Origin of the sequence: Nocardioides panacis (assembly GCF_019039255.1) — a bacterium.
Classification (GTDB): Bacteria; Actinomycetota; Actinomycetes; order Propionibacteriales; family Nocardioidaceae; genus Nocardioides_B; species Nocardioides_B panacis.
This window is the reverse complement of sequence record NZ_CP077062.1, coordinates 3,300,023-3,318,585: the sequence shown is the minus strand read 5'-3', so window position 1 is coordinate 3,318,585 and position 18,563 is coordinate 3,300,023. Positions and strand designations below refer to the sequence as shown.

General features: G+C 72.4%; 14 protein-coding genes and 2 pseudogenes. 9 read left to right on the top strand and 7 right to left on the bottom strand.

The annotated features are described in order from the left end of the window. Positions 1-8 precede the first annotated feature (8 nt). Positions 9-796 (top strand): annotated as a pseudogene (locus KRR39_RS16205) (SDR family oxidoreductase). Between the two features lie 87 nt (positions 797-883). Beyond that, on the top strand, positions 884-1,396 hold the full coding sequence (locus tag KRR39_RS16200; protein WP_216938539.1) for a mycothiol transferase: 513 nt from the start codon (positions 884-886) through the stop codon (positions 1,394-1,396). Positions 1,397-1,426: 30 nt separating this feature from the next. Here KRR39_RS16200 and KRR39_RS16195 read toward each other — a convergent pair whose 3' ends face one another. Beyond that, positions 1,427-2,803, bottom strand: coding sequence for an NADP-dependent succinic semialdehyde dehydrogenase (locus KRR39_RS16195; RefSeq protein ID WP_216938537.1), 1,377 nt, complete (start codon positions 2,801-2,803; stop codon positions 1,427-1,429). A 163-nt stretch (positions 2,804-2,966) separates the two neighbouring features. Between KRR39_RS16195 and glgX the strand changes: the two genes are divergently transcribed. From glgX to KRR39_RS16175, 4 genes are all read left to right on the top strand, one after another. Further along, positions 2,967-5,096, top strand: a complete 2,130-nt coding sequence (glgX, locus tag KRR39_RS16190; RefSeq protein WP_216938534.1) for a glycogen debranching protein GlgX — start codon at positions 2,967-2,969, stop codon at positions 5,094-5,096. Positions 5,097-5,105: 9 nt separating this feature from the next. Then, positions 5,106-6,038, top strand: a complete 933-nt coding sequence (locus tag KRR39_RS16185) for an oxidoreductase (protein WP_216938532.1) — start codon at positions 5,106-5,108, stop codon at positions 6,036-6,038. Between the two features lie 31 nt (positions 6,039-6,069). Beyond that, the gene (locus tag KRR39_RS16180; protein WP_216938530.1) at positions 6,070-7,452 is read left to right on the top strand and encodes a sigma 54-interacting transcriptional regulator; all 1,383 of its coding nucleotides are present in this window, start codon (positions 6,070-6,072) and stop codon (positions 7,450-7,452) included. 71 nt (positions 7,453-7,523) lie between these two features. Beyond that, positions 7,524-9,464, top strand: a complete 1,941-nt coding sequence (locus tag KRR39_RS16175) for a VWA domain-containing protein (RefSeq protein ID WP_216938528.1) — start codon at positions 7,524-7,526, stop codon at positions 9,462-9,464. 121 nt (positions 9,465-9,585) lie between these two features. On the opposite strand, the gene KRR39_RS16170 is transcribed toward KRR39_RS16175, so the two are convergent. Then, positions 9,586-10,551: a type IV toxin-antitoxin system AbiEi family antitoxin domain-containing protein gene (locus KRR39_RS16170; RefSeq protein ID WP_216938526.1), complete on the bottom strand. Its 966-nt coding sequence runs from the start codon at positions 10,549-10,551 to the stop codon at positions 9,586-9,588. A 233-nt stretch (positions 10,552-10,784) separates the two neighbouring features. Between KRR39_RS16170 and KRR39_RS16165 the strand changes: the two genes are divergently transcribed. Further along, positions 10,785-11,555: an IclR family transcriptional regulator domain-containing protein gene (locus KRR39_RS16165; RefSeq protein ID WP_216938524.1), complete on the top strand. Its 771-nt coding sequence runs from the start codon at positions 10,785-10,787 to the stop codon at positions 11,553-11,555. A gap of 8 nt (positions 11,556-11,563) precedes the next feature. Further along, positions 11,564-12,752 (top strand): annotated as a pseudogene (locus tag KRR39_RS16160) (4-hydroxybenzoate 3-monooxygenase). A gap of 8 nt (positions 12,753-12,760) precedes the next feature. Here KRR39_RS16160 and KRR39_RS16155 read toward each other — a convergent pair. Then, positions 12,761-14,266: an APC family permease gene (locus tag KRR39_RS16155; RefSeq protein ID WP_216938517.1), complete on the bottom strand. Its 1,506-nt coding sequence runs from the start codon at positions 14,264-14,266 to the stop codon at positions 12,761-12,763. Then, a complete protein-coding gene (locus tag KRR39_RS16150; protein WP_216938515.1) occupies positions 14,190-15,095 on the bottom strand; it encodes a dienelactone hydrolase family protein in 906 nt (301 codons plus the stop codon). Before KRR39_RS16150 ends, KRR39_RS16155 begins: the two co-directional genes overlap by 77 nt. A 33-nt stretch (positions 15,096-15,128) precedes the next feature. On the opposite strand from KRR39_RS16150, the gene KRR39_RS16145 reads away from it, so the two are divergent. After that, on the top strand, positions 15,129-15,818 hold the full coding sequence (locus KRR39_RS16145) for a DedA family protein (protein ID WP_216938513.1): 690 nt from the start codon (positions 15,129-15,131) through the stop codon (positions 15,816-15,818). On the opposite strand, the gene KRR39_RS16140 is transcribed toward KRR39_RS16145, so the two are convergent. The 3 genes from KRR39_RS16140 to KRR39_RS16130 form a co-directional block, all read right to left on the bottom strand. Further along, positions 15,709-16,716 (bottom strand): glutathione S-transferase family protein, encoded by a 1,008-nt coding sequence (locus KRR39_RS16140; RefSeq protein ID WP_216938511.1) that lies wholly within the window; start codon positions 16,714-16,716, stop codon positions 15,709-15,711. The two genes, KRR39_RS16145 and KRR39_RS16140, sit on opposite strands and share 110 nt — an antisense overlap. A gap of 96 nt (positions 16,717-16,812) precedes the next feature. Then, complete coding sequence (locus KRR39_RS16135; RefSeq protein ID WP_216938509.1) at positions 16,813-17,433, bottom strand: FMN reductase; 621 nt, start codon at positions 17,431-17,433, stop codon at positions 16,813-16,815. Then, positions 17,430-18,524 carry an LLM class flavin-dependent oxidoreductase gene (locus KRR39_RS16130; RefSeq protein ID WP_216938507.1) on the bottom strand — a complete coding sequence of 365 codons (1,095 nt, stop codon included), beginning with the start codon at positions 18,522-18,524 and terminating at the stop codon, positions 17,430-17,432. Before KRR39_RS16130 ends, KRR39_RS16135 begins: the two co-directional genes overlap by 4 nt. Between the last annotated feature and the right edge of the window lie 39 nt (positions 18,525-18,563).

Below are 18,563 nucleotides of genomic sequence, written 5' to 3'. Positions count from 1 at the left end.
GACCCCCCATGACTGCTGAGACTGCTGACGCCACGTACCCCCCGCCCGCCCAGGTCGTCGCGATCGTCACGGGGGCCGGCCGCGGCATCGGCGCCGCGATCGCCGAGCGGCTCGGCGCCGACGGGATGGCGGTCGCCTGCCTCGACATCGACGAGCCCGCCGCGCGGGGCACCGCCGACCGGCTGGCCGACCGCGGCGTCCCGGCCGCGGCGTTCGGCGCGGACGTCAGCGACGAGGCGGCGGTGGACCGGGTCGTCGGCGAGGTCGCGAGCGGCTCGGCGCGCCGACGGTGCTGGTCAACAACGCCGGGGTGCTGCGCGACAACCTGCTGTTCAAGATGTCGGCCGACGACTGGGACACGGTGATGCAGGTGCACCTGCGCGGCACCTTCCTGATGACCCGCGCCGCGCAGAAGCACATGACGGCGGCGTCGTACGGGCGGGTGGTGAACCTCTCCTCGACCTCCGCGCTCGGCAACCGCGGCCAGGCCAACTACGCCGCCGCCAAGGCCGGCCTGCAGGGCTTCACCAAGACGGTCGCGCACGAGCTCGGCCGGTACGGCGTCACCTGCAACGCGGTGGCGCCGGGCTTCATCGTCACCGAGATGACCCGGGCGACCGCCGAGCGGGTCGGCCAGACCTTCGAGGAGTTCAGCGCCGCCCGGGTCGCCGGCATCCCGGTGCGCCGGCCCGGCCGCCCCGAGGACGTCGCGGACGCGGTGTCGTTCTTCTGCTCGCCGAGGTCCGGCTTCGTCAGCGGCCAGGTCCTGTACGTCGCCGGCGGCCCCCGCACCTGACCCCCCGATAGTCCGTGACGTACTTGTCGTCGCAGGGCTCCTGGGACAGCAGGTTCGTCACGGACTATCGGGGGTAGCGTCGCGGGCATGGGAACTGCGAACGTGCTGCTCGCCGACGGGTTCGACCGGGTGCGGGAGACCGTGGAACAGGTCGTCGGCGGTCTCGACCCGGACCGGCTCGGCTACCGCCCCGACCGGGACGCGAACTCCGTCGCCTGGCTGGTCTGGCACCTCACCCGGGTCCAGGACGACCACGTCGCGGACGTCGCCGGCTCCGAGCAGCTGTGGACGGTCGGCGGCTGGGTCGAGCGCTTCCGGCTGCCGTACGACGTCGGGGCGACCGGCTACGGGCACGGCCCGGACGAGGTGGGGCAGCTGCGCACGACCGCCGAGCTGCTCGCCGGCTACCAGGACGCGGTGCACAGCGCGACCGTCGACTACGTCGCGACGCTGGCCGACGAGGACTACGAGCGGGTCGTCGACGAGCGCTGGGACCCGCCGGTCACGCTGGGCGTCCGGCTGATGAGCGTGCTCAACGACACCACCCAGCACGCCGGGCAGGCCGCCTACGTGCGCGGGCTGATCGACCGGCGGTCCTGACCGGCCGACCCGCCCGCACGCCGCGCGGGTCTACTTGCCGACCCAGACCGTCTTGATGTTGGTGAACTCGCGGATGCCGTGCGCGGCCAGCTCGCGCCCGTGACCGGAGGCCTTGACGCCGCCGAACGGGAGCGCCGGGAACGACGCGACCATCCCGTTGATGAAGGTCTGGCCGGCGGCGAGGTCGCGGACGAACACCGCCTGCTCCTCGGGGTCGTTGGTCCAGGCGTTGGAGCCGAGCCCGAAGCGGGTCACGTTGGCGATCCGGACCGCGTCCTCGATGTCGGTGGCGCGGTGCACCTGGGCGACCGGGCCGAAGACCTCCTCGAGGTACATGTCCATCTCCTCGGTGACGTCGGCGACCAGCGTGGGCGGGAACCACCAGCCGTCCCGGTCCGGGCGCTCGCCGCCGACCAGCACGGTCGCGCCCTTGTCGACGGCGTCCTTGACCAGCGCCTCGACGTCCTCGCGGCCCTGCTCGTTGGCCAGCGGCCCCACGTCGGTGCCGTCCTCCATCGGGTCGCCGACGACGAGCGCGGCCATCTCCTTGGCGAACAGCTCCACGAACTCGTCGTACACGTCGGTGTGCACGATGAACCGCTTGGCCGAGATGCAGGACTGGCCGTTGTTCTGGCAGCGCGAGGTGGTGGCGACCTTCGCCGCGGCGGCCAGGTCGGCCGACGGCATCACCACGAACGGGTCGGACCCGCCGAGCTCGAGGACGACCTTCTTGAGCACCTCGCCGGCGGTCCGCGCGACGGCGACCCCGGCGGCCTCGCTGCCGGTCAGCGTCGCGGCGGCGACCCGGTCGTCGCGGAGCACGGCGTCGACCTTGCCGCTGCCGATCAGCAGGGTCTGGAACGCGTCGTCGGGGAAGCCCGCGTCGCGGAACAGCTCCTCCATGAACAGCGCGGTCTGCGGCACGTTGCTGGCGTGCTTGAGCAGCCCGACGTTGCCGGCGGCCAGCGCCGGGGCCGCGAACCGCATCGCCTGCCAGAGCGGGAAGTTCCACGGCATGATCGCCAGCACCACCCCGATCGGCAGGTAGTGGGCGTAGGCCTTGGAGGCGTTCACGCTCGCCGCGTCGACCTCCTCGTCGGCCAGGAAGCCGGCCGCGTTGTCGGCGTAGTAGCGCAGCACCGCCGCGCACTTGCCGATCTCGGCGACCGACGCCTTCTTGGTCTTGCCCATCTCGAGCGTCATCAGCTCGGCGACCTCCTCGGTGCGCTTGTCGAGGATGTCGGCGGCGCTCCGCAGCCACCCGGCACGCTGCTCGTGGGTGGTCAGCCGGTAGGAGTCGGCGGCCGCAGCGGCGCGCGCCAGCCGGTCCTCGAGCTGGTCGTCGGTGAGCTCGTCGAAGGTGGTGAGGACCTGTCCGGTCCTGGGGTCAGTCGTCGCAATGGCCATGGACCCATGCTTCCACGCGGGAGGCCGCCGAAAAAGTGCGGATTCCGTCGTTCTCCGCCCGACATCGGCCCGACATGTGAGGCAGGTAGGTTTCTGGGGCACCGGGAAGCACCCCCCGCCGTCCGACGGCGGTCCGGGAACCATCATCGCGAGAGGGAGCTGCATGCAGATCTGGCCAGGACGCCCGTACCCGTTGGGTGCGACGTACGACGGGGCAGGAGTCAACTTCGCGCTCTTCAGCGAGGTCGCCGACACCGTCGAGCTCTGCCTGATCGACGAGGACGGGGCCGAGACCCGCGTGGAGATGGTCGAGACCGACGCGTTCGTGCACCACGCCTACCTGCCCGGCGTCCAGCCGGGGCAGCGCTACGGCTACCGGGTGCACGGGCCGTTCGATCCCGAGAACGGCCACCGCTGCAACCCGGCGAAGCTGCTGCTCGACCCCTACGCCAAGGCGGTGGACGGGCAGATGGACGGCGACGAGTCGCTGTTCTCCTACAAGTTCAACAAGACCAAGTCGTTCAACGACAAGGACAGCCTCGGGCACAACATGCTGTCGGTCGTCATCAACCCGTTCTTCGACTGGGGCAGCGACCGCGGTCCGGAGCACGAGTACCACGAGACCGTCATCTACGAGGCGCACGTCAAGGGCCTGACGATGACCCACCCGGACGTCCCCGAGGAGATCCGCGGGACGTACGCCGGTCTCGCGCACCCGGCGATCATCGACCACCTCAAGGAGCTCGGCGTCACCGCGATCGAGCTGATGCCGGTGCACCAGTTCGTCCAGGACACCACGCTGGTGGACCAGGGCCTCGCGAACTACTGGGGCTACAACACGATCGGCTTCTTCGCCCCGCACAACGCGTACTCCGCGACCGGCCAGCGCGGCCAGCAGGTCCAGGAGTTCAAGTCGATGGTCAAGTCGCTGCACGAGGCGGACATCGAGGTGATCCTCGACGTGGTCTACAACCACACCGCCGAGGGCAACCACCTCGGGCCGACGCTGTCCTTCCGCGGCATCGACAACGCGGCCTACTACCGCCTGGTCGACGAGGACAAGCAGCACTACTACGACACCACCGGCACCGGGAACACGCTGCTGATGAAGCACCCCCACGTGCTGCAGCTGATCATGGACTCGCTGCGCTACTGGGTCACCGAGATGCACGTGGACGGCTTCCGCTTCGACCTCGCGTCGTCGCTGGCCCGCCAGTTCCACGAGGTCGACCGGCTGTCGGCCTTCTTCGACCTCGTGCAGCAGGACCCGGTGGTCAGCCAGGTGAAGCTGATCGCGGAGCCCTGGGACATCGGCGAGGGCGGCTACCAGGTGGGCAACTTCCCGCCGCTGTGGACCGAGTGGAACGGGAAGTACCGCGACACCGTCCGCGACTACTGGCGCGGCGAGCCCGGCAGCATGGGGGACTTCGCCTCCCGGCTGTCCGGCTCCTCCGACCTCTACGAGCACTCCGGCCGCAAGCCGATCGCGTCGGTGAACTTCGTGACCGCGCACGACGGCTTCACGATCCGCGACCTGGTGTCCTACAACGAGAAGCACAACGACGCCAACGGCGAGGGCAACAACGACGGCGAGAGCCACAACCGCTCGTGGAACGGCGGTGTCGAGGGACCCACCGACGACGAGCACGTGCTGGCCCTCCGGGCCCGCCAGCAGCGCAACTTCCTGGTCACGCTGATGCTGTCCCAGGGCGTGCCGATGCTGCTGCACGGCGACGAGCTCGGCCGCACCCAGCAGGGCAACAACAACGTCTACGCGCAGGACAACGAGCTGTCGTGGATGAATTGGGACCTCGAGGACTGGCAGAAGGAGCTGCTCGCCTTCAGCCGGCGGGTGGTCAAGCTGCGCAACGACCACCCGGTGTTCCGGCGCCGGCGGTTCTTCGCCGGCGAGGTGACCCGTGCCGGCGACGGGGTCGCCGACCTGGTCTGGTTCACCCCGGGCGGCACCCACATGGAGCCCGACGACTGGAGCGACGACGAGTCCAAGGCGCTCATGGTGTTCCTCAACGGCGACGGCATCCCGGAGCCGGGGCGTCGCGGGGAGCCGGTCGTCGACGACTCGTTCCTGATCGCGATGAACGCCAGCGACAAGGCGATGCCGTTCACCATCCCCAACGAGGTGTACGGCGAGGGCTGGGTCGTGGTGCTCGACACCAACGACGACGCCGCGGGCAGCGTCTCGTTCTTCGACGACGCGGCGCCGCTGCTGCCGGGTCTGGAGTTCGAGGTGGCCGACCGGTCCGTCGTCGTGCTGCGCAAGCCCCGCTCGTAGGGTCGGGACATGTCTGCCTACGCGTGGAGCCCCGCCGACATCCCGTCGCTGGTCGGCACGACGGCCGTGGTCACCGGTGCCAACTCGGGCATCGGCTGGCACACGGCCGCCGAGCTGGCCCGGCACGGCGCCGACGTGACGCTCGCGGTCCGCAACCTCGACAAGGGTGAGGCGGCCGCGGCCACGATGCGGGAGGGCGCCACCGGCGCCGTACGCGTGGCCCGGCTGGACCTGGCGTCCCTGGCCTCGGTGCAGGAGTTCGCCGAGGCCTGGGACGGCCCGCTCGGGCTGCTGGTGAACAACGCCGGGCTGATGGCGCCGCCGCGCTACCAGGCGACCGAGGACGGGTTCGAGCTGCAGTTCGGCACGAACCACCTCGGTCACTTCGCGCTGACCGGGCGGCTGCTGCCGGCGCTGCTGGCCGCCCCGGAGCCCCGGGTGGTGACGGTCTCCTCGATCGCGCACCACCAGGGCCGCACCGACGTGGTCGAGGGCAACCCGCCCGAGCGCTACAACCCGGCCGCGGGCTACGGCAACTCCAAGCTGGCCAACCTGCTCTTCGCGCTGGAGCTGCAGCGGCGGGCGTCGCTGGCCGGGGCCGCGCTGACCTCGACGGCGGCGCACCCCGGGGTCGCCTCCACCCGGCTGGTCACCAGCGAGCAGGGGCTCGGCGCCCTCCCGGGCGTCAAGCTGCTCGCGCCGCTGTTCCTCAAGATCGCGTTCCAGTCCCCGAAGGCGGGCGCGCTGCCGACGCTGTACGCCGCCACGGCCGCCACTCCGGGCTCCTACACCGGCCCGCAGACGCTCCGCGAGTCGCGCGGGCGACCCGGCCCGGCCCGGCTGGGCCGGCTCGCCTCCGACGAGTCGCTGGCCGGCAAGCTCTGGACGGTCAGCGAGGACCTCACCGGCGTGCGTTACGAGTGGGAAACCTCCGCGACCTGAGCCGTTTCAGCCGACGTCCTAGGCTCGGACCATGAGCCAACCCACGACGTTGGGTGCCCTTCGTGACACCTCCTACCGCTCCCGGTCGGTGAAGACCGAGATCCGCGAGAACCTCCTCGACCGGCTGCGCAGCGGCGAGACCGCGTTCCCCGGCATCGTCGGCTTCGACGACACGGTGCTGCCGCAGCTCGAGAGCGCCCTGCTGGCCGGCCACGACCTGGTCCTGCTCGGCGAGCGCGGCCAGGGCAAGACCCGGCTGATGCGCACGATCAGCCGGCTCCTCGACGAGTGGACCCCGGTCGTCGCGGGCTGCGAGATCAACGACGACCCGATGGCGCCGGTCTGCTCCCGCTGCCGGCGCCTCGCCGCCGAGGTGGGCGACGACCTGCCGGTCGCGTGGAAGCACCGCGACGAGCGGTACGTCGAGAAGCTCGCCACCCCGGACACGTCGGTCGGCGACCTGGTCGGCGACGTGGACCCGGTCAAGGTGGCCGAGGGCCGCACGCTCGGGGACCCCGAGACCGTGCACTACGGCCTGCTGCCCCGCACGAACCGGGGCGTCTTCGGCATCAACGAGCTCCCCGACCTCGCCGAGCGCATCCAGGTCGCGATGTTCAACGTGCTCGAGGAGCGCGACATCCAGGTCCGCGGGTACTCCCTGCGGCTGCCGATCGACGTGCTCCTGGTGGCGTCGGCGAACCCCGAGGACTACACCAACCGCGGGCGGATCATCACCCCGCTCAAGGACCGCTTCGGCGCCGAGCTGCGCACGCACTACCCCCGCGAGGTCGAGGAGGAGGTCGCGCTGATCGCCCAGGAGGCGAAGCTCGTCTCCGACGTCCCCGAGCACCTGCTCGAGGTCGTCGCCCGGCTCACCCGCGGGCTGCGCGAGTCGCCGGCGGTCGACCACCGATCCGGGGTCAGCGCCCGGTTCGCGATCGCCGCGGCCGAGGGGGTCGCCGCCTCCGCGCTGCGCCGCGGCGCCCGGTCCGGCGAGGGCCTCGCGGTGGCGCGCGTGTGCGACGTGCCCACCGTGGTGCCCACGCTGCTGGGCAAGATCGAGTTCGAGATGGGCGAGGAGGGCCGCGAGGGCGAGGTCGTCCAGCACCTGCTGCGGGTGGCCGTCGCCGAGACGTTCCGGGCCCGGCTGGTCGGCCTCGACGTATCGGGCTTCACCGGGCTGTTCGCCGAGGGCGGCACCGTCGAGACCGGCGAGCTGGTGCCGGCCGGCGACCTCCTGGAGCAGGTCGGCACGGTGCCCGGCCTGTCCAAGGTGCTCGACCGGCTCGGGCACGGCGACGACGCGTCGCCCGGCGAGGTGGCCGCGGCGATCGAGTTCGTGCTGGAGGGCCTGCACCTGACCCGGCGGATCGACAAGGAGTCCGTGGCCGGGCGCTCGGTCTACGGGGTCTGATGAACACCCCACGCCGTTCCCCGGCTCCCCCCGCTTCACTGCTCCACCGGACAACGCCGGGGGGACCCCGGATGAGCCGGTTCCGCTACGGCCCCTGGCACGACGGTCCCGACCCGCTCGCGCCCCCGTACGACGTCCGGGCGGCCCTCGACGAGCTGGGCCGCGACGTGCTCGCGGGCGGCTCGATGCGCGACGCCCTGTCCGACCTGCTCCGACGCGGCTTCGACGGCAACCGGGGCCTCGACGAGCTCGCCGCGAAAGTCCGGCGGATGCGCGAGGCGGCCCGCCGGCGCGGCGACCTCGGCGGCACGCTCGACCAGGTGCGGGCCGCGCTCGACCAGGCCCTGGCCCAGGAGCGCGACACCCTCGCCGGAGAGGACGACGACGACGCACGCTGGGCCGAGATGGAGCTCGCGACGCTCCCCGACGACGCGGCCGGCGCGGTGCGCGCGCTGGCGACGTACGACTGGCACTCGGAGGAGGCCCGGGCGACGTACGAGTCGATCCAGCAGATGCTCCAGCGGGAGGTGCTCGACGCGCAGTTCGCCGGGCTGAAGCAGGCGCTCGAGGACCCCGACCCCGAGGCGATGCAGGCCGTCAAGGACATGCTCGCCGACCTCAACGGGCTGCTGGCCGCGCACGCGCGCGGGGAGGACACCGAGGACCGGTTCCGCGACTTCATGGACAAGCACGGCGAGCTGTTCCCGGAGAACCCCGAGAACGTCGACGAGCTGATCGACGCGCTGGCCCGCCGGCAGGCCGCCGCCGACCGGATGCTGGCCTCGCTCTCCCCGGAGCAGCGCGAGCAGCTCGGCCAGCTGATGAGCGACGCGATGGCCGACGCCGACCTGGCCTCGCAGATGGCGCAGCTCTCCGACAACCTCCGCGCGCTGCGGCCCGGTCTGGACCGCGGGCCGGTGAACATGCGCGAGGGCGGCGAGCCGATGGGGTACAGCGACGCCGTCGAGGCGGTCGCCGAGCTCGCCGACCTCGAGGCCCTCGAGCAGGCGCTCGGCCAGACCGGTGCCGGCGCGACCCTCGACGACGTCGACGTGGAGACCCTGGAGAAGCACCTCGGTGCCGGGGCCGCCACCGACTTCGAGGCGTTGCGCGAGCTGGAGCAGGAGCTCGAGCGGCAGGGCTTCGTGCAGCGCAGCGACGACGGCCTCAAGCTGACCCCGCGTGCCGTGCGACGGCTGGGGGAGAGCGCCCTGAAGCGGGTGTTCGCCCAGATCGACGCGTCCGGCGCGGGGGACCACCAGGACCACCGGACCGGGTCGGCCGACGAGCTCGTCGGCACCACCCGGCCCTGGGTGTTCGGCGACGAGCTGCCCATCGACGCCGTCCGGACGGTCTCGAACGCCCTGCGGCGCGGCGCGGGCATCCCCGGGCGGCTGCTCGTCGAGGACTTCGAGGTGGTCGAGACCGAGCGACGTACGGCGGCGGCGGTGGCGGTCTGCGTGGACCTCTCGTTCTCGATGGTGACCGAGGGCCGCTGGGGGCCGATGAAGCAGACCGCGCTGGCGCTCTCGCACCTCGTCGAGACGCGCTTCCGGCAGGACGCGCTGGAGATCATCGGCTTCGACCTGACCGCCCGGCGGCTCACCCCGCTGCAGCTCGCCGACGTGGAGCCGGAGTGGCGGCAGGGCACCAACCTGCAGCACGCGCTGATGCTCGCCCAGCGGCACCTGCGCCGGCACCCGGACGCCGAGCCGGTGGTGCTGGTGGTCACCGACGGCGAGCCGACCGCGCACATCCGCGCCGACGGCAACCCGGAGTTCCACTGGCCGACCACGCAGGAGGCGCTGCGCGCGACCGTCGGCCAGGTCGACGAGCTCACCCGGTTCGGTGCGGCGATCAACTTCTTCATGCTCGGCGACGACCCGGGCCTGCGGCGGTTCGTCGACGCGATGGCCCGCCGGGCCGCCGGCCGGGTGTTCACGCCCGACCTGTCGCGGCTGGGGGAGTACGTCGTCGCCGACTACCTCAGCTCCCGCCGCGGCCGCCCCTGACCCGCCGACCCGGCGCGTCTGGCGGCCCGAACCCCGCCGACCCGGCGCGTCTGGCGGCCCGAACCCGCCGACCCGGCGCGTCTGGCGGCCCGAACCCCGCCGAGCCGGCGCCTCTGCCGCCTCACCCGAGGTACGTCGACCCGCCGCCCGCCCGACGAGCCCGACGGATCCCCTCGACCAGCACGCGCTCGACGTCGCGCGTGGGGCCGGAGACGTCCCGCTTCCGGACCGCGTCCACGTCCCACCCGAACCGGCCGCGCAGGTCCGCGCGCCGGCGCAGGTCGTGCGCCTCGTGCGCCGCGCCGTGGAACTCCTCCCCGTCGTACTCGCAGCCGTAGCGGAGCTCGGGCACGCCGAGGTCGACGCGGTACACCTCGACCGCCCCGACCGTGATCGAGACCTGCGGGGTGGGCGGCGGCAGGCTCGGGAGGTCCAGCCAGCGCAGGCGCAGCGTCGACTCGCCGGGTGACTCCGCGCGGGCGTCGGCGAGCGGCGCCAGGGCCCGCAGCTGGACGACACCGCGCATGCCCGTGAAGCGTTCGACCCCGGCGACGAGCTCGCCGCGGGTGAACGAGCCGTGCCGCAGCAGCGCGTCCAGGGCGCCGATGGCCCGGTCGCGGTGCGCCAGCCTGCCCAGGTCCCACGCCGTGCGGAGCGGCGTCGTGACCCGCAGACCCCCCACGTGGGTCAGGTCGCCGAGCGCGAAGCCGCGCTCGCCGCTCGCGCAGAGCGTGTTGCGGAGCCGGTCGTGCCCGGCCGGCCGGAACACGCTGAGCGGCGGGACCTCGACGTGCTGCCCGGCGCGGAGCACCCCGGTGTGGAACCAGCACGCCGTCCAGTCGGTCACCACCGCGTCGCGGGGCACCACCAGGCGCAGCGCGCGCGTCCGCAGCGTGAGGGAGTCGGGCACCTGCGCCGCGACGTACACGCCCTTGAGGACGCGGCGGACCAGCGCCTCCTCCTCGAGCCGCCGGAGCCGGTGCCGGGAGACTCCCGCGGCGACGGCCTGGCCGAAGGTGAAGGGCCGGTCGACCGGCAGCGGGAACGAGCCGTCGAGCAGCGGGAGGTGGAGGACGCGGTCGGTCATCCCACCAGGGTCGTGAGGTCGGCCCGCTCGCGTCGCCGGTCGTCCACAGGCCCGCCACGGTCGCCGGGTCAGCGTGCGCGGGGCCGCCAGACGCGCCGGGTCGGCGGGTCGGCGACCGCCAGAGCCGCCGGGTGGGCGTGCGTGTGCGTGATGCGAACTTGCGTTAACATGGCGCACATTCGTCCGCGGGGTGGGTCCGTCCGCCCCGCCCACGGACCGTGAGGAGGGCCGGCGTGACCGAGCGGGAGAGCCACTACGTGCAGTCCCTGGCCCGCGGCCTCTCGGTGATCACCGCGTTCGGCCCGGAGACCCCCGAGCTCAGCCTCAGCGACGTGGCCCGCGCGACCGGCCTGACCCGGGCCGCCGCCCGCCGGTTCCTGCTCACGCTGGTCGACCTCGGGCACGTCCGGCAGGACGGCAAGCTGTTCCGGCTCACCCCGCGGGTGCTGACCCTGGGCTACGCCTACCTCTCGGCGCTGTCCCTGCCGGGGATCGCCGAGCCGCACCTCGAGCGGCTGGTCCGCGAGGTGCGCGAGTCCTCCTCGATGTCGGTGCTCGACGGCCACGAGATCGTGTACGTCGCCCGGGTCCCGACCTCGCGGATCATGACCGTCGCCATCAACGTCGGCACCCGCTTCCCGGCGTACGCCACCTCGATGGGGCGGGTGCTGCTGGCCGGCCTGGACGACGAGGCCCTGGAGGCGCACCTCGCGGCCCTGGAGCTCGAGCCGTTCACCGAGCACACGGTCGGCACCGTCGAGGACCTGCGGGCCCTGGTCCACGAGACCCGCGAGCAGGGCTACGCGCTCGTGGACCAGGAGCTCGAGCACGGCCTGCGCTCGATCGCCGCCCCGGTCCGCAACCGGCACGGCGTCGTGGTCGCCGCCGTCAACGTCTCCTCGCACGTCAGCCGGGTCACCCGCGAGCAGGCCCGCGACGAGCTGCTGCCCGCGCTGCTGCGGGCGGTCACCGAGATCGAGACCGACCTGTCCCGGACCCAGTAGGGAGACCCATGCGCACCCGTGTCGTGATCGTCGGCGCCGGCCCGGCCGGCCTGCTGCTCTCGCACCTGCTCGACCTCGCGGGGATCGAGTCGGTGCTGGTCGAGAACCGCTCCCCGGAGTACGTCGCCGGCCGGATCCGCGCCGGGGTCCTGGAGTCCTCCTCGGTCGACCTGCTGACCTCCGTCGGGCTCGGGGACCGGATCGCGGCCGAGGGCGACGAGCACCGCGGGATCTACCTGCAGTGGCCCGGCGAGCGCCACCACCTCGACTTCGTCGACCACGTCGGCCGCTCGGTGTGGATCTACGGGCAGACCGAGGTCACCAAGGACCTGATGGCGGCCCGGGAGGCGGCCGGCCGGCAGGCCTACTACGAGGTCTCCGACGTCGCCCTGCACGACCTCGCCTCCGACCGGCCGTCGGTGAGCTTCGTCGACCGGGACGGCGTCGCGCGCCGCATCGAGGCCGACGCGGTGGCCGGCTGCGACGGCTTCCACGGCCCCAGCCGTACGGCGGTCCCGTCGGCAGTGCAGCACACCTGGGAGCGGGTGTACCCGTTCGCGTGGCTCGGCGTGCTGGCCGACGTGCCCCCCGTCGACCGACGAGCTGATCTACGCCTGGCACCCGGACGGCTTCGCGCTGCACTCGATGCGTTCGGCCAGCGTCTCCCGGTTCTACCTGCAGGTGCCGCCCGACGAGGACGTCTCGCGGTGGTCCGACGACCGGATCTGGGACGGCCTGGCCACCCGGCTCGGCGCGGGCATCGACGGCTGGACGCTGCAGCAGGGGGCGGTCACCGAGAAGAGCGTGCTGCCGATGCGCAGCTTCGTGTCCACGCCGATGCGGCACGGCCGGCTGTTCCTGGCCGGGGACGCGGCGCACATCGTGCCGCCGACCGGCGCCAAGGGGCTGAACCTCGCGATCGCCGACGTGACGCTGCTCGCCCGGGCGCTGACCGCGTGGCTGGTGGAGGGCTCCTCGACGCTCGTGGACTCCTACTCCGACGACGCCCTGCGCCGGGTCTGGCGGTGCACGCACTTCTCGTGGTGGATGACCTCGATGCTGCACACGCCGCCGCCCGGCCAGGGCGACGAGTTCGACCAGCAGCTGCAGCTGTCCCAGCTGCGGTGGGTGACCAGCTCGGAGGCCGGCGCGGCGGGTCTCGCGGAGAACTACGCCGGCCTCCCGATCGGGTTCTAGCCCGGGCCTCAGCCGACCGGCGTGGTCTCCGCCGACGCCGAGGCGCCCTCCAGCTTGGAGTGCTTGCGGCCGTAGAACCCGTAGATCACCAGGCCGATCACCAGCCAGACCAGGAACCGCAGCCAGGTCTCCATGGCCAGGTTGGTCATCAGCCCGACGCAGCACAGCGCGGAGACCACCGGCAGCAGGGGCACCGACGGGGTCCGGAACGGCCGCTTCATCCGCGGCCGGGTGCGGCGCAGCACGACCACCGCGATGGAGACCACCAGGAACGCGAACAGCGTGCCGATGCTGACCATCTCGGCGAGGGCGTCGAGCGGGATGAAGCCGGCCAGCAGCATGACGACGGCCGTCGTGCCGATGGTGACGCGGTAGGGCGTCTCCCACTTCGGGTGGACCCGGCCGATCCAGGCCGGGAGCAGGCCGTCGCGGCAGAGCGCGAAGCCGATCCGGCCCATCGCCACGAGGTCGACGAGGATCACCGAGGACAGCCCGGCGATCGCGGCGACCGCGATCAGGATGCTGGCCCAGCCCATGCCCACCTGGTCGAACGCGTCGGAGATCGGGGCGCCCTCGGACAGGTCGGTGTAGCTGACCATCCCGGTGATCACCAGGCAGACCAGGATGTAGAGCACGGTGCAGATCGCCAGCGTGCCGAGCAGGCCGCGGGGCATGTCCTTGGCCGGGTTCTTCGTCTCCTCGCCGAGGTTGGCCACCGCCTCGAAGCCGCTGTAGGCGAAGAACACCACCGCCGCCGCGACGAACACGCCGGTGAAGCCGAACGCGGTGGCGTCGACGCCGCTGACCCACTGCCACAGCGGCTGCTTGAGGCCGCTGAGCGCCGCGCCGTCCGGCACCGGGCGCGAGGACGGCACGAACGGTGTCAGGTTGGCGGCCTTGACGAAGAAGATGCCGAGCACGATCACGAACACGCAGACCGAGACCTTCACGACGACCAGCGCGTTGGTGACCCACTTGGACTCGCGGATGCCGATCATCGCCACCACCCCGAGCACCAGCGCGATCGCCATCGCCCCGAGGTTGATGCTCGACTCCTCGCCGAAGAACGTGGTGGGCAGGTTCATCGCGTCCTGGAGGTAGCCCGACCACCCCCGCGACACCACCGCGGCGCCGAGCGCGAACTCCAGGATCAGGTCCCAGGCGATGATCCAGGCGAAGATCTCGCCGATCGTCGTGTAGGCGTAGGTGTAGGAGCTGCCGGCAGTCGGTACGGCGGCCGCGAGCTCGGCGTAGCAGAGCGCCGCGAGCAGGCTGACCACGCCCGCGATGGCGAACGAGACCACGATCGCCGGGCCGGCGTTGTTCTTCGCCTGGATCCCGGTCAGCGTGAAGATGCCGGTGCCGATCACGATCCCGATCCCGAAGCCCATCAGGTCCCACGCCGTGAGCCGCTTGCTGAGCCGGGTGTGGTGCGCCTCACCGCCGACCGGGTCGTCGTTCTGCCGGATGACGTCGTCGACGTCCTTGGTGCGCAGGAGCTTGCTCGTAGCCATGGCCGCACTGGTACCCACGGCCCTGGTGGCTTACTCCTGCAACGCGCGCCGGAACAGGTCGGTCAGGGCCGCCCAGTGCCGCTCGGTCGCCTGCTCGTCGTAGGCGGCCGTGTCGGACATCGTGGAAGCCGTGCGCGGCGCCGTCGTACTGCTCGCAGGTGTGCGTGACGCCGGCCGCGGTGAGGGCCGCGTCGAGCCGCTCCTGCTGCTCGGGCGGCATGCCCTGGTCCTGGTCGGCGGCGGCGACGTACACCTCGGCCGTCAGGCGGTCCGCCAGCAGGTGCGCGCTGTCCGGGGCGTCGGTGGCGAGCCGGGCCGGGTGGAACGCGGCGGCGGCGCCGACGTCGCCGGGGTGCTCGGCCGCGGTGCGCAGCGCCAGGGCCCCGCCCATGCAGTAGCCGGTGACGCCGATCGGGCCGTTGCCGACCTGGTCGTGGGAGCGCAGGAAGTCGACGTAGGCGTCCGCGTCCCGCATCGCCAGCTCCGGGGTCAGTGCGGCCATCCAGGGACCGATCTGCGCGAACAGCTCGCGACGGGCGTCCGGGTCCTGCAGCGAGGACGTGTCGATCAGCGGCGCCCGGCCCTGCCGGTAGAACACGTGCGGGACGAGGACGACGTAGCCCTCCGCCGCCAACCGGTCCGCCATCTCCTCGAGCCGTGGGCGCGGGCCGAACGCGTCCATGTAGAGGATCACGCCGGGGTGGTGGCCGTCGCCCTCGGGAGCGGCGAGGTAGGCGTCGGCGGTGCCGTCGGGGGGTCTCGATGTCGACGGTCGAGGTGCGCAGGGACATGACCGGGAGTCTGCCACCGGCCCCAAGACCGCCTTCATGCTGTGTTCAGGTGCCCGGACTAGCGTGAGGACGTGACCGGGTTCCTCGACTTCCTGACGCACGTACCGGCCCTGGTCGTGCTCGCGGCGGTCGGCTGCCTGGTCTTCGGTGAGGCCGCCGTGTTCCTGGGCTTCGTGCTCCCGGGCGAGACCGCCGTGCTGCTCGCCGGGTTCCTCGCCTCGACCGGCCGGGTGCCGGTCGTGGCGCTGGCCGTGGTGGTGGTCGTCGCCGCGATCGTCGGCGACTCGGTCGGCTACGAGGTCGGCAAGCGCTTCGGTCCGCGGCTGCTGCGCACCCGGGCGTTCAGCCGCTACGAGGGCCGGGTCGACAGCGCCCGCGGCTTCCTCGACGGACGCGGCGCCTCGGCGATCTTCGTCGGCCGGTTCACCGCGTTCCTGCGCGCCGTCACCCCGGGCCTCGCCGGGCTCAGCGGCATGCGCTACCGGCGGTTCCTGGCCTACAACGCGGCCGGTGGCCTGGTCTGGGGCCTCGGCTGCGTCGTCGCGGGGTACGTCGCCGGCTCGTCGTACCAGCGGGTGGCGCACTACCTCGGCCAGGGCGGTGCCGCGGTCGCCGTCGTGCTGGTGGTCGCCGCGCTGGTGGTGTGGCGGCTCAGGCGGCGCGGTGCTCGGACGGGACCCGCTCGTCCTTCCGCGGCGCCGGCGGCGGTGTCCCGTCCCCGAACGGACGGCCACCCAGAGCCTCGCGGCCGTGCGGGGTGAGCCAGCCGGCCAGGTCCGGCCCCTTCGGCACGATCCGGGTGGGGTTGATGTCGGAGTGCACGACGTAGTAGTGCCGCTTGATGTGCTCGAAGTCGACGGTGTCGCCGAACCCGCGCGTCTGGAACAGGTCGCGGGCGTAGCCCCACAGCGCCGGCATCTCGACGAGCTTGTTGCGGTTCGCCTTGAAGTGGCCGTGGTAGACGGGGTCGAAGCGCACCAGCGTGGTGAACAGGCGTACGTCGGCCTCGGTGATCGTGTCGCCGACGAGGTAGCGCCGGTCCGTCAGCCGCTCCTCGAGCCGGTCCAGCGCCCCGAACAGCCGGTCGTAGGCCCGCTCGTACGACGCCTGCCGGCCGGCGAAGCCGCAGCGGTAGACGCCGTTGTTCACGTCGGTGTAGACCCACGCGTTGACCTCGTCGATCTCCTCGCGCAGCGCCTCGGGGTACAGCGACGGGGCGCCGTCCCGGTGGTGCGCGGTCCACTCCAGCGACAGGTCCAACGTCATCTGCGGGAAGTCGTTGGTGACGACCTTTCCGGTCGGCACGTCGACGATCGCGGGGACCGTGATGCCCTTGGGGTAGTCCGGGAACCGGGCGAGGAAGGCGTCCTGGAGCCGCTCGATGCCGAGCACCGGGTCGCGGCCGTCGAGGTCCAGGTCGAAGGTCCAGCTCCGCTCGTCGTGGGTCGGTCCGCACACGCCCATGCCGAGCACGTCCTCCAGGCCGAGCAGCCGGCGCACGATGATCGCGCGGTTGGCCCAGGGGCAGGCCCGGGAGACGACGAGCCGGTAGCGGTCCGCCTCGACCGGCCAGCCGTCCCGGCCGTCCGCGGTGATCCGGTCCTCGATGTAGTCGGTGTCGCGGGCGAAGTCGTCCTCGACGTAGCCGTGCTCACTCATGCGTCCCCTTCCAGGGTCGATTCGTCGTCAGTGGGGCAGTACCTCGACGGGCGTGCGGGAAACCCGGGGCGGTCAGGACCGCGCCGTGCCCGCACCTCAACCGGCGTGGGGGCCGAGCAGGTCCGCGAACGGCGTGGGGTTCGTGAACGGGTCGACGCGCGTGCCGGGCTGCCGGCCCAGCACCCGGTCGGCCAGCTCGCGCCCGGCCCGCTCGACCCGCTCGGACAGCCCGCCGCCGGGCCCGGTCGACCCGAAGTCCTCGCTGGCCGCGAACACGGCGGTCGGCACGACGTCGGCGCGCAGGTAGGCGAGCAGCGGGCGGGCCGCGAACTCCAGGGCCAGCGAGTGCCGGGCGGTGCCGGCGGTGGCGCCGAGCAGCACCGGCTTGCCCTCGAGGGTGCCGTCCTCCAGGACGTCGAAGAACGTCTTGAACAGCCCGCTGTACGACGCGCTGAAGATCGGCGTCACGGCGATCAGGGCGTCGGCGTCGCGCACCGCCCGCAGGGCCTCGGCCAGCGCGCCGGACGGGAACCCGGTGAGCAGGTGGTCGGTCAGCGCGTGCGCGAGGTCGCGCAGCTCCAGGGTCACCACGTCGACCTCGACGCCGCCCAGGCGCAGGGCCCGGTCGGTCGCGGTGGCGAGCTGGTCGGCCAGCAGCCGCGACGACGACGGCTGGCTCAGCCCTGCGGTGACCACGACGATCGTGCGGCCGGTCATGCGGAGACCTCCTGGGTGGCGGTGCGGGCGGCGAGCATCGAGGCGTGGGTGGGGGCGTCCGGGACGTGCGCCGGGCGCAGCGCCGCGAACTCCTTGCGCAGCACGGGCACGACCTCCTCGCCGAGGATGTCGAGCTGCTCCAGCACGGTCGTGAGGGGCAGCCCCGCGTGGTCCATCAGGAACAGCTGGCGCTGGTAGTCCCCGGCGTACTCCCGGAAGCCGAGGGTGCGCTCGATGACCTCCTGCGGGCTGCCGACGGTCAGCGGCGTCTGGGAGGTGAAGTCCTCCAGCGACGGCCCGTGGCCGTAGACCGGCGCGTTGTCGAAGTACGGCCGGAACTCGCGGACGGCGTCCTGGCTGTTCTTGCGCATGAACACCTGGCCGCCGAGGCCGACGATGGCCTGGTCGGCGGACCCGTGCCCGTAGTGCTCGAAGCGGCGGCGGTAGAGGTCGACCATCTGCCGGGTGTGCGAGGCCGGCCAGAAGATGTGGTTCGCGAAGAACCCGTCCCCGTAGTACGCCGCCTGCTCGGCGATCTCGGGGGAGCGGATCGAGCCGTGCCAGACGAACGGTGGGAGGTCGTCGAGGGGACGGGGCGTCGCGGTGAAGCCCTGCAGCGGGGTGCGGTACTTCCCCTCCCAGCTCACGACCTCCTCGCGCCAGAGCCGGCGCAGCAGGTGGTAGTTCTCGATGGCCAGCGGGATGCCGTCGCGGATGTCCTTGCCGAACCACGGGTAGACCGGGCCGGTGTTGCCGCGCCCCATCATCAGGTCGACGCGGCCGTCCGAGAGGTGCTGCAGGGTCGCGTAGTCCTCGGCGATCCGCACCGGGTCGGTCGTGGTGATCAGCGTGGTCGCGGTCGACAGCAGCAGCCGCTCGGTCTGCGCGGCGATGTAGGCCAGCGTGGTCGTGGGCGCGGACGGGACGAACGGCGGGTTGTGGTGCTCACCCGTGGCGAACACGTCCAGCCCGACCTCCTCGGCCTTCTTCGCGATCGCGATGGTGGCCTTGATGCGCTCGTGCTCGCTGGGGGTGGCGCCGGTGGTGGGGTCCGTGGTGACGTCCCCGACGGTGAAGATGCCGAACTGCATGTCGTGCTCCCGACCTAGTCTTGTTCAAGATTCAACTAC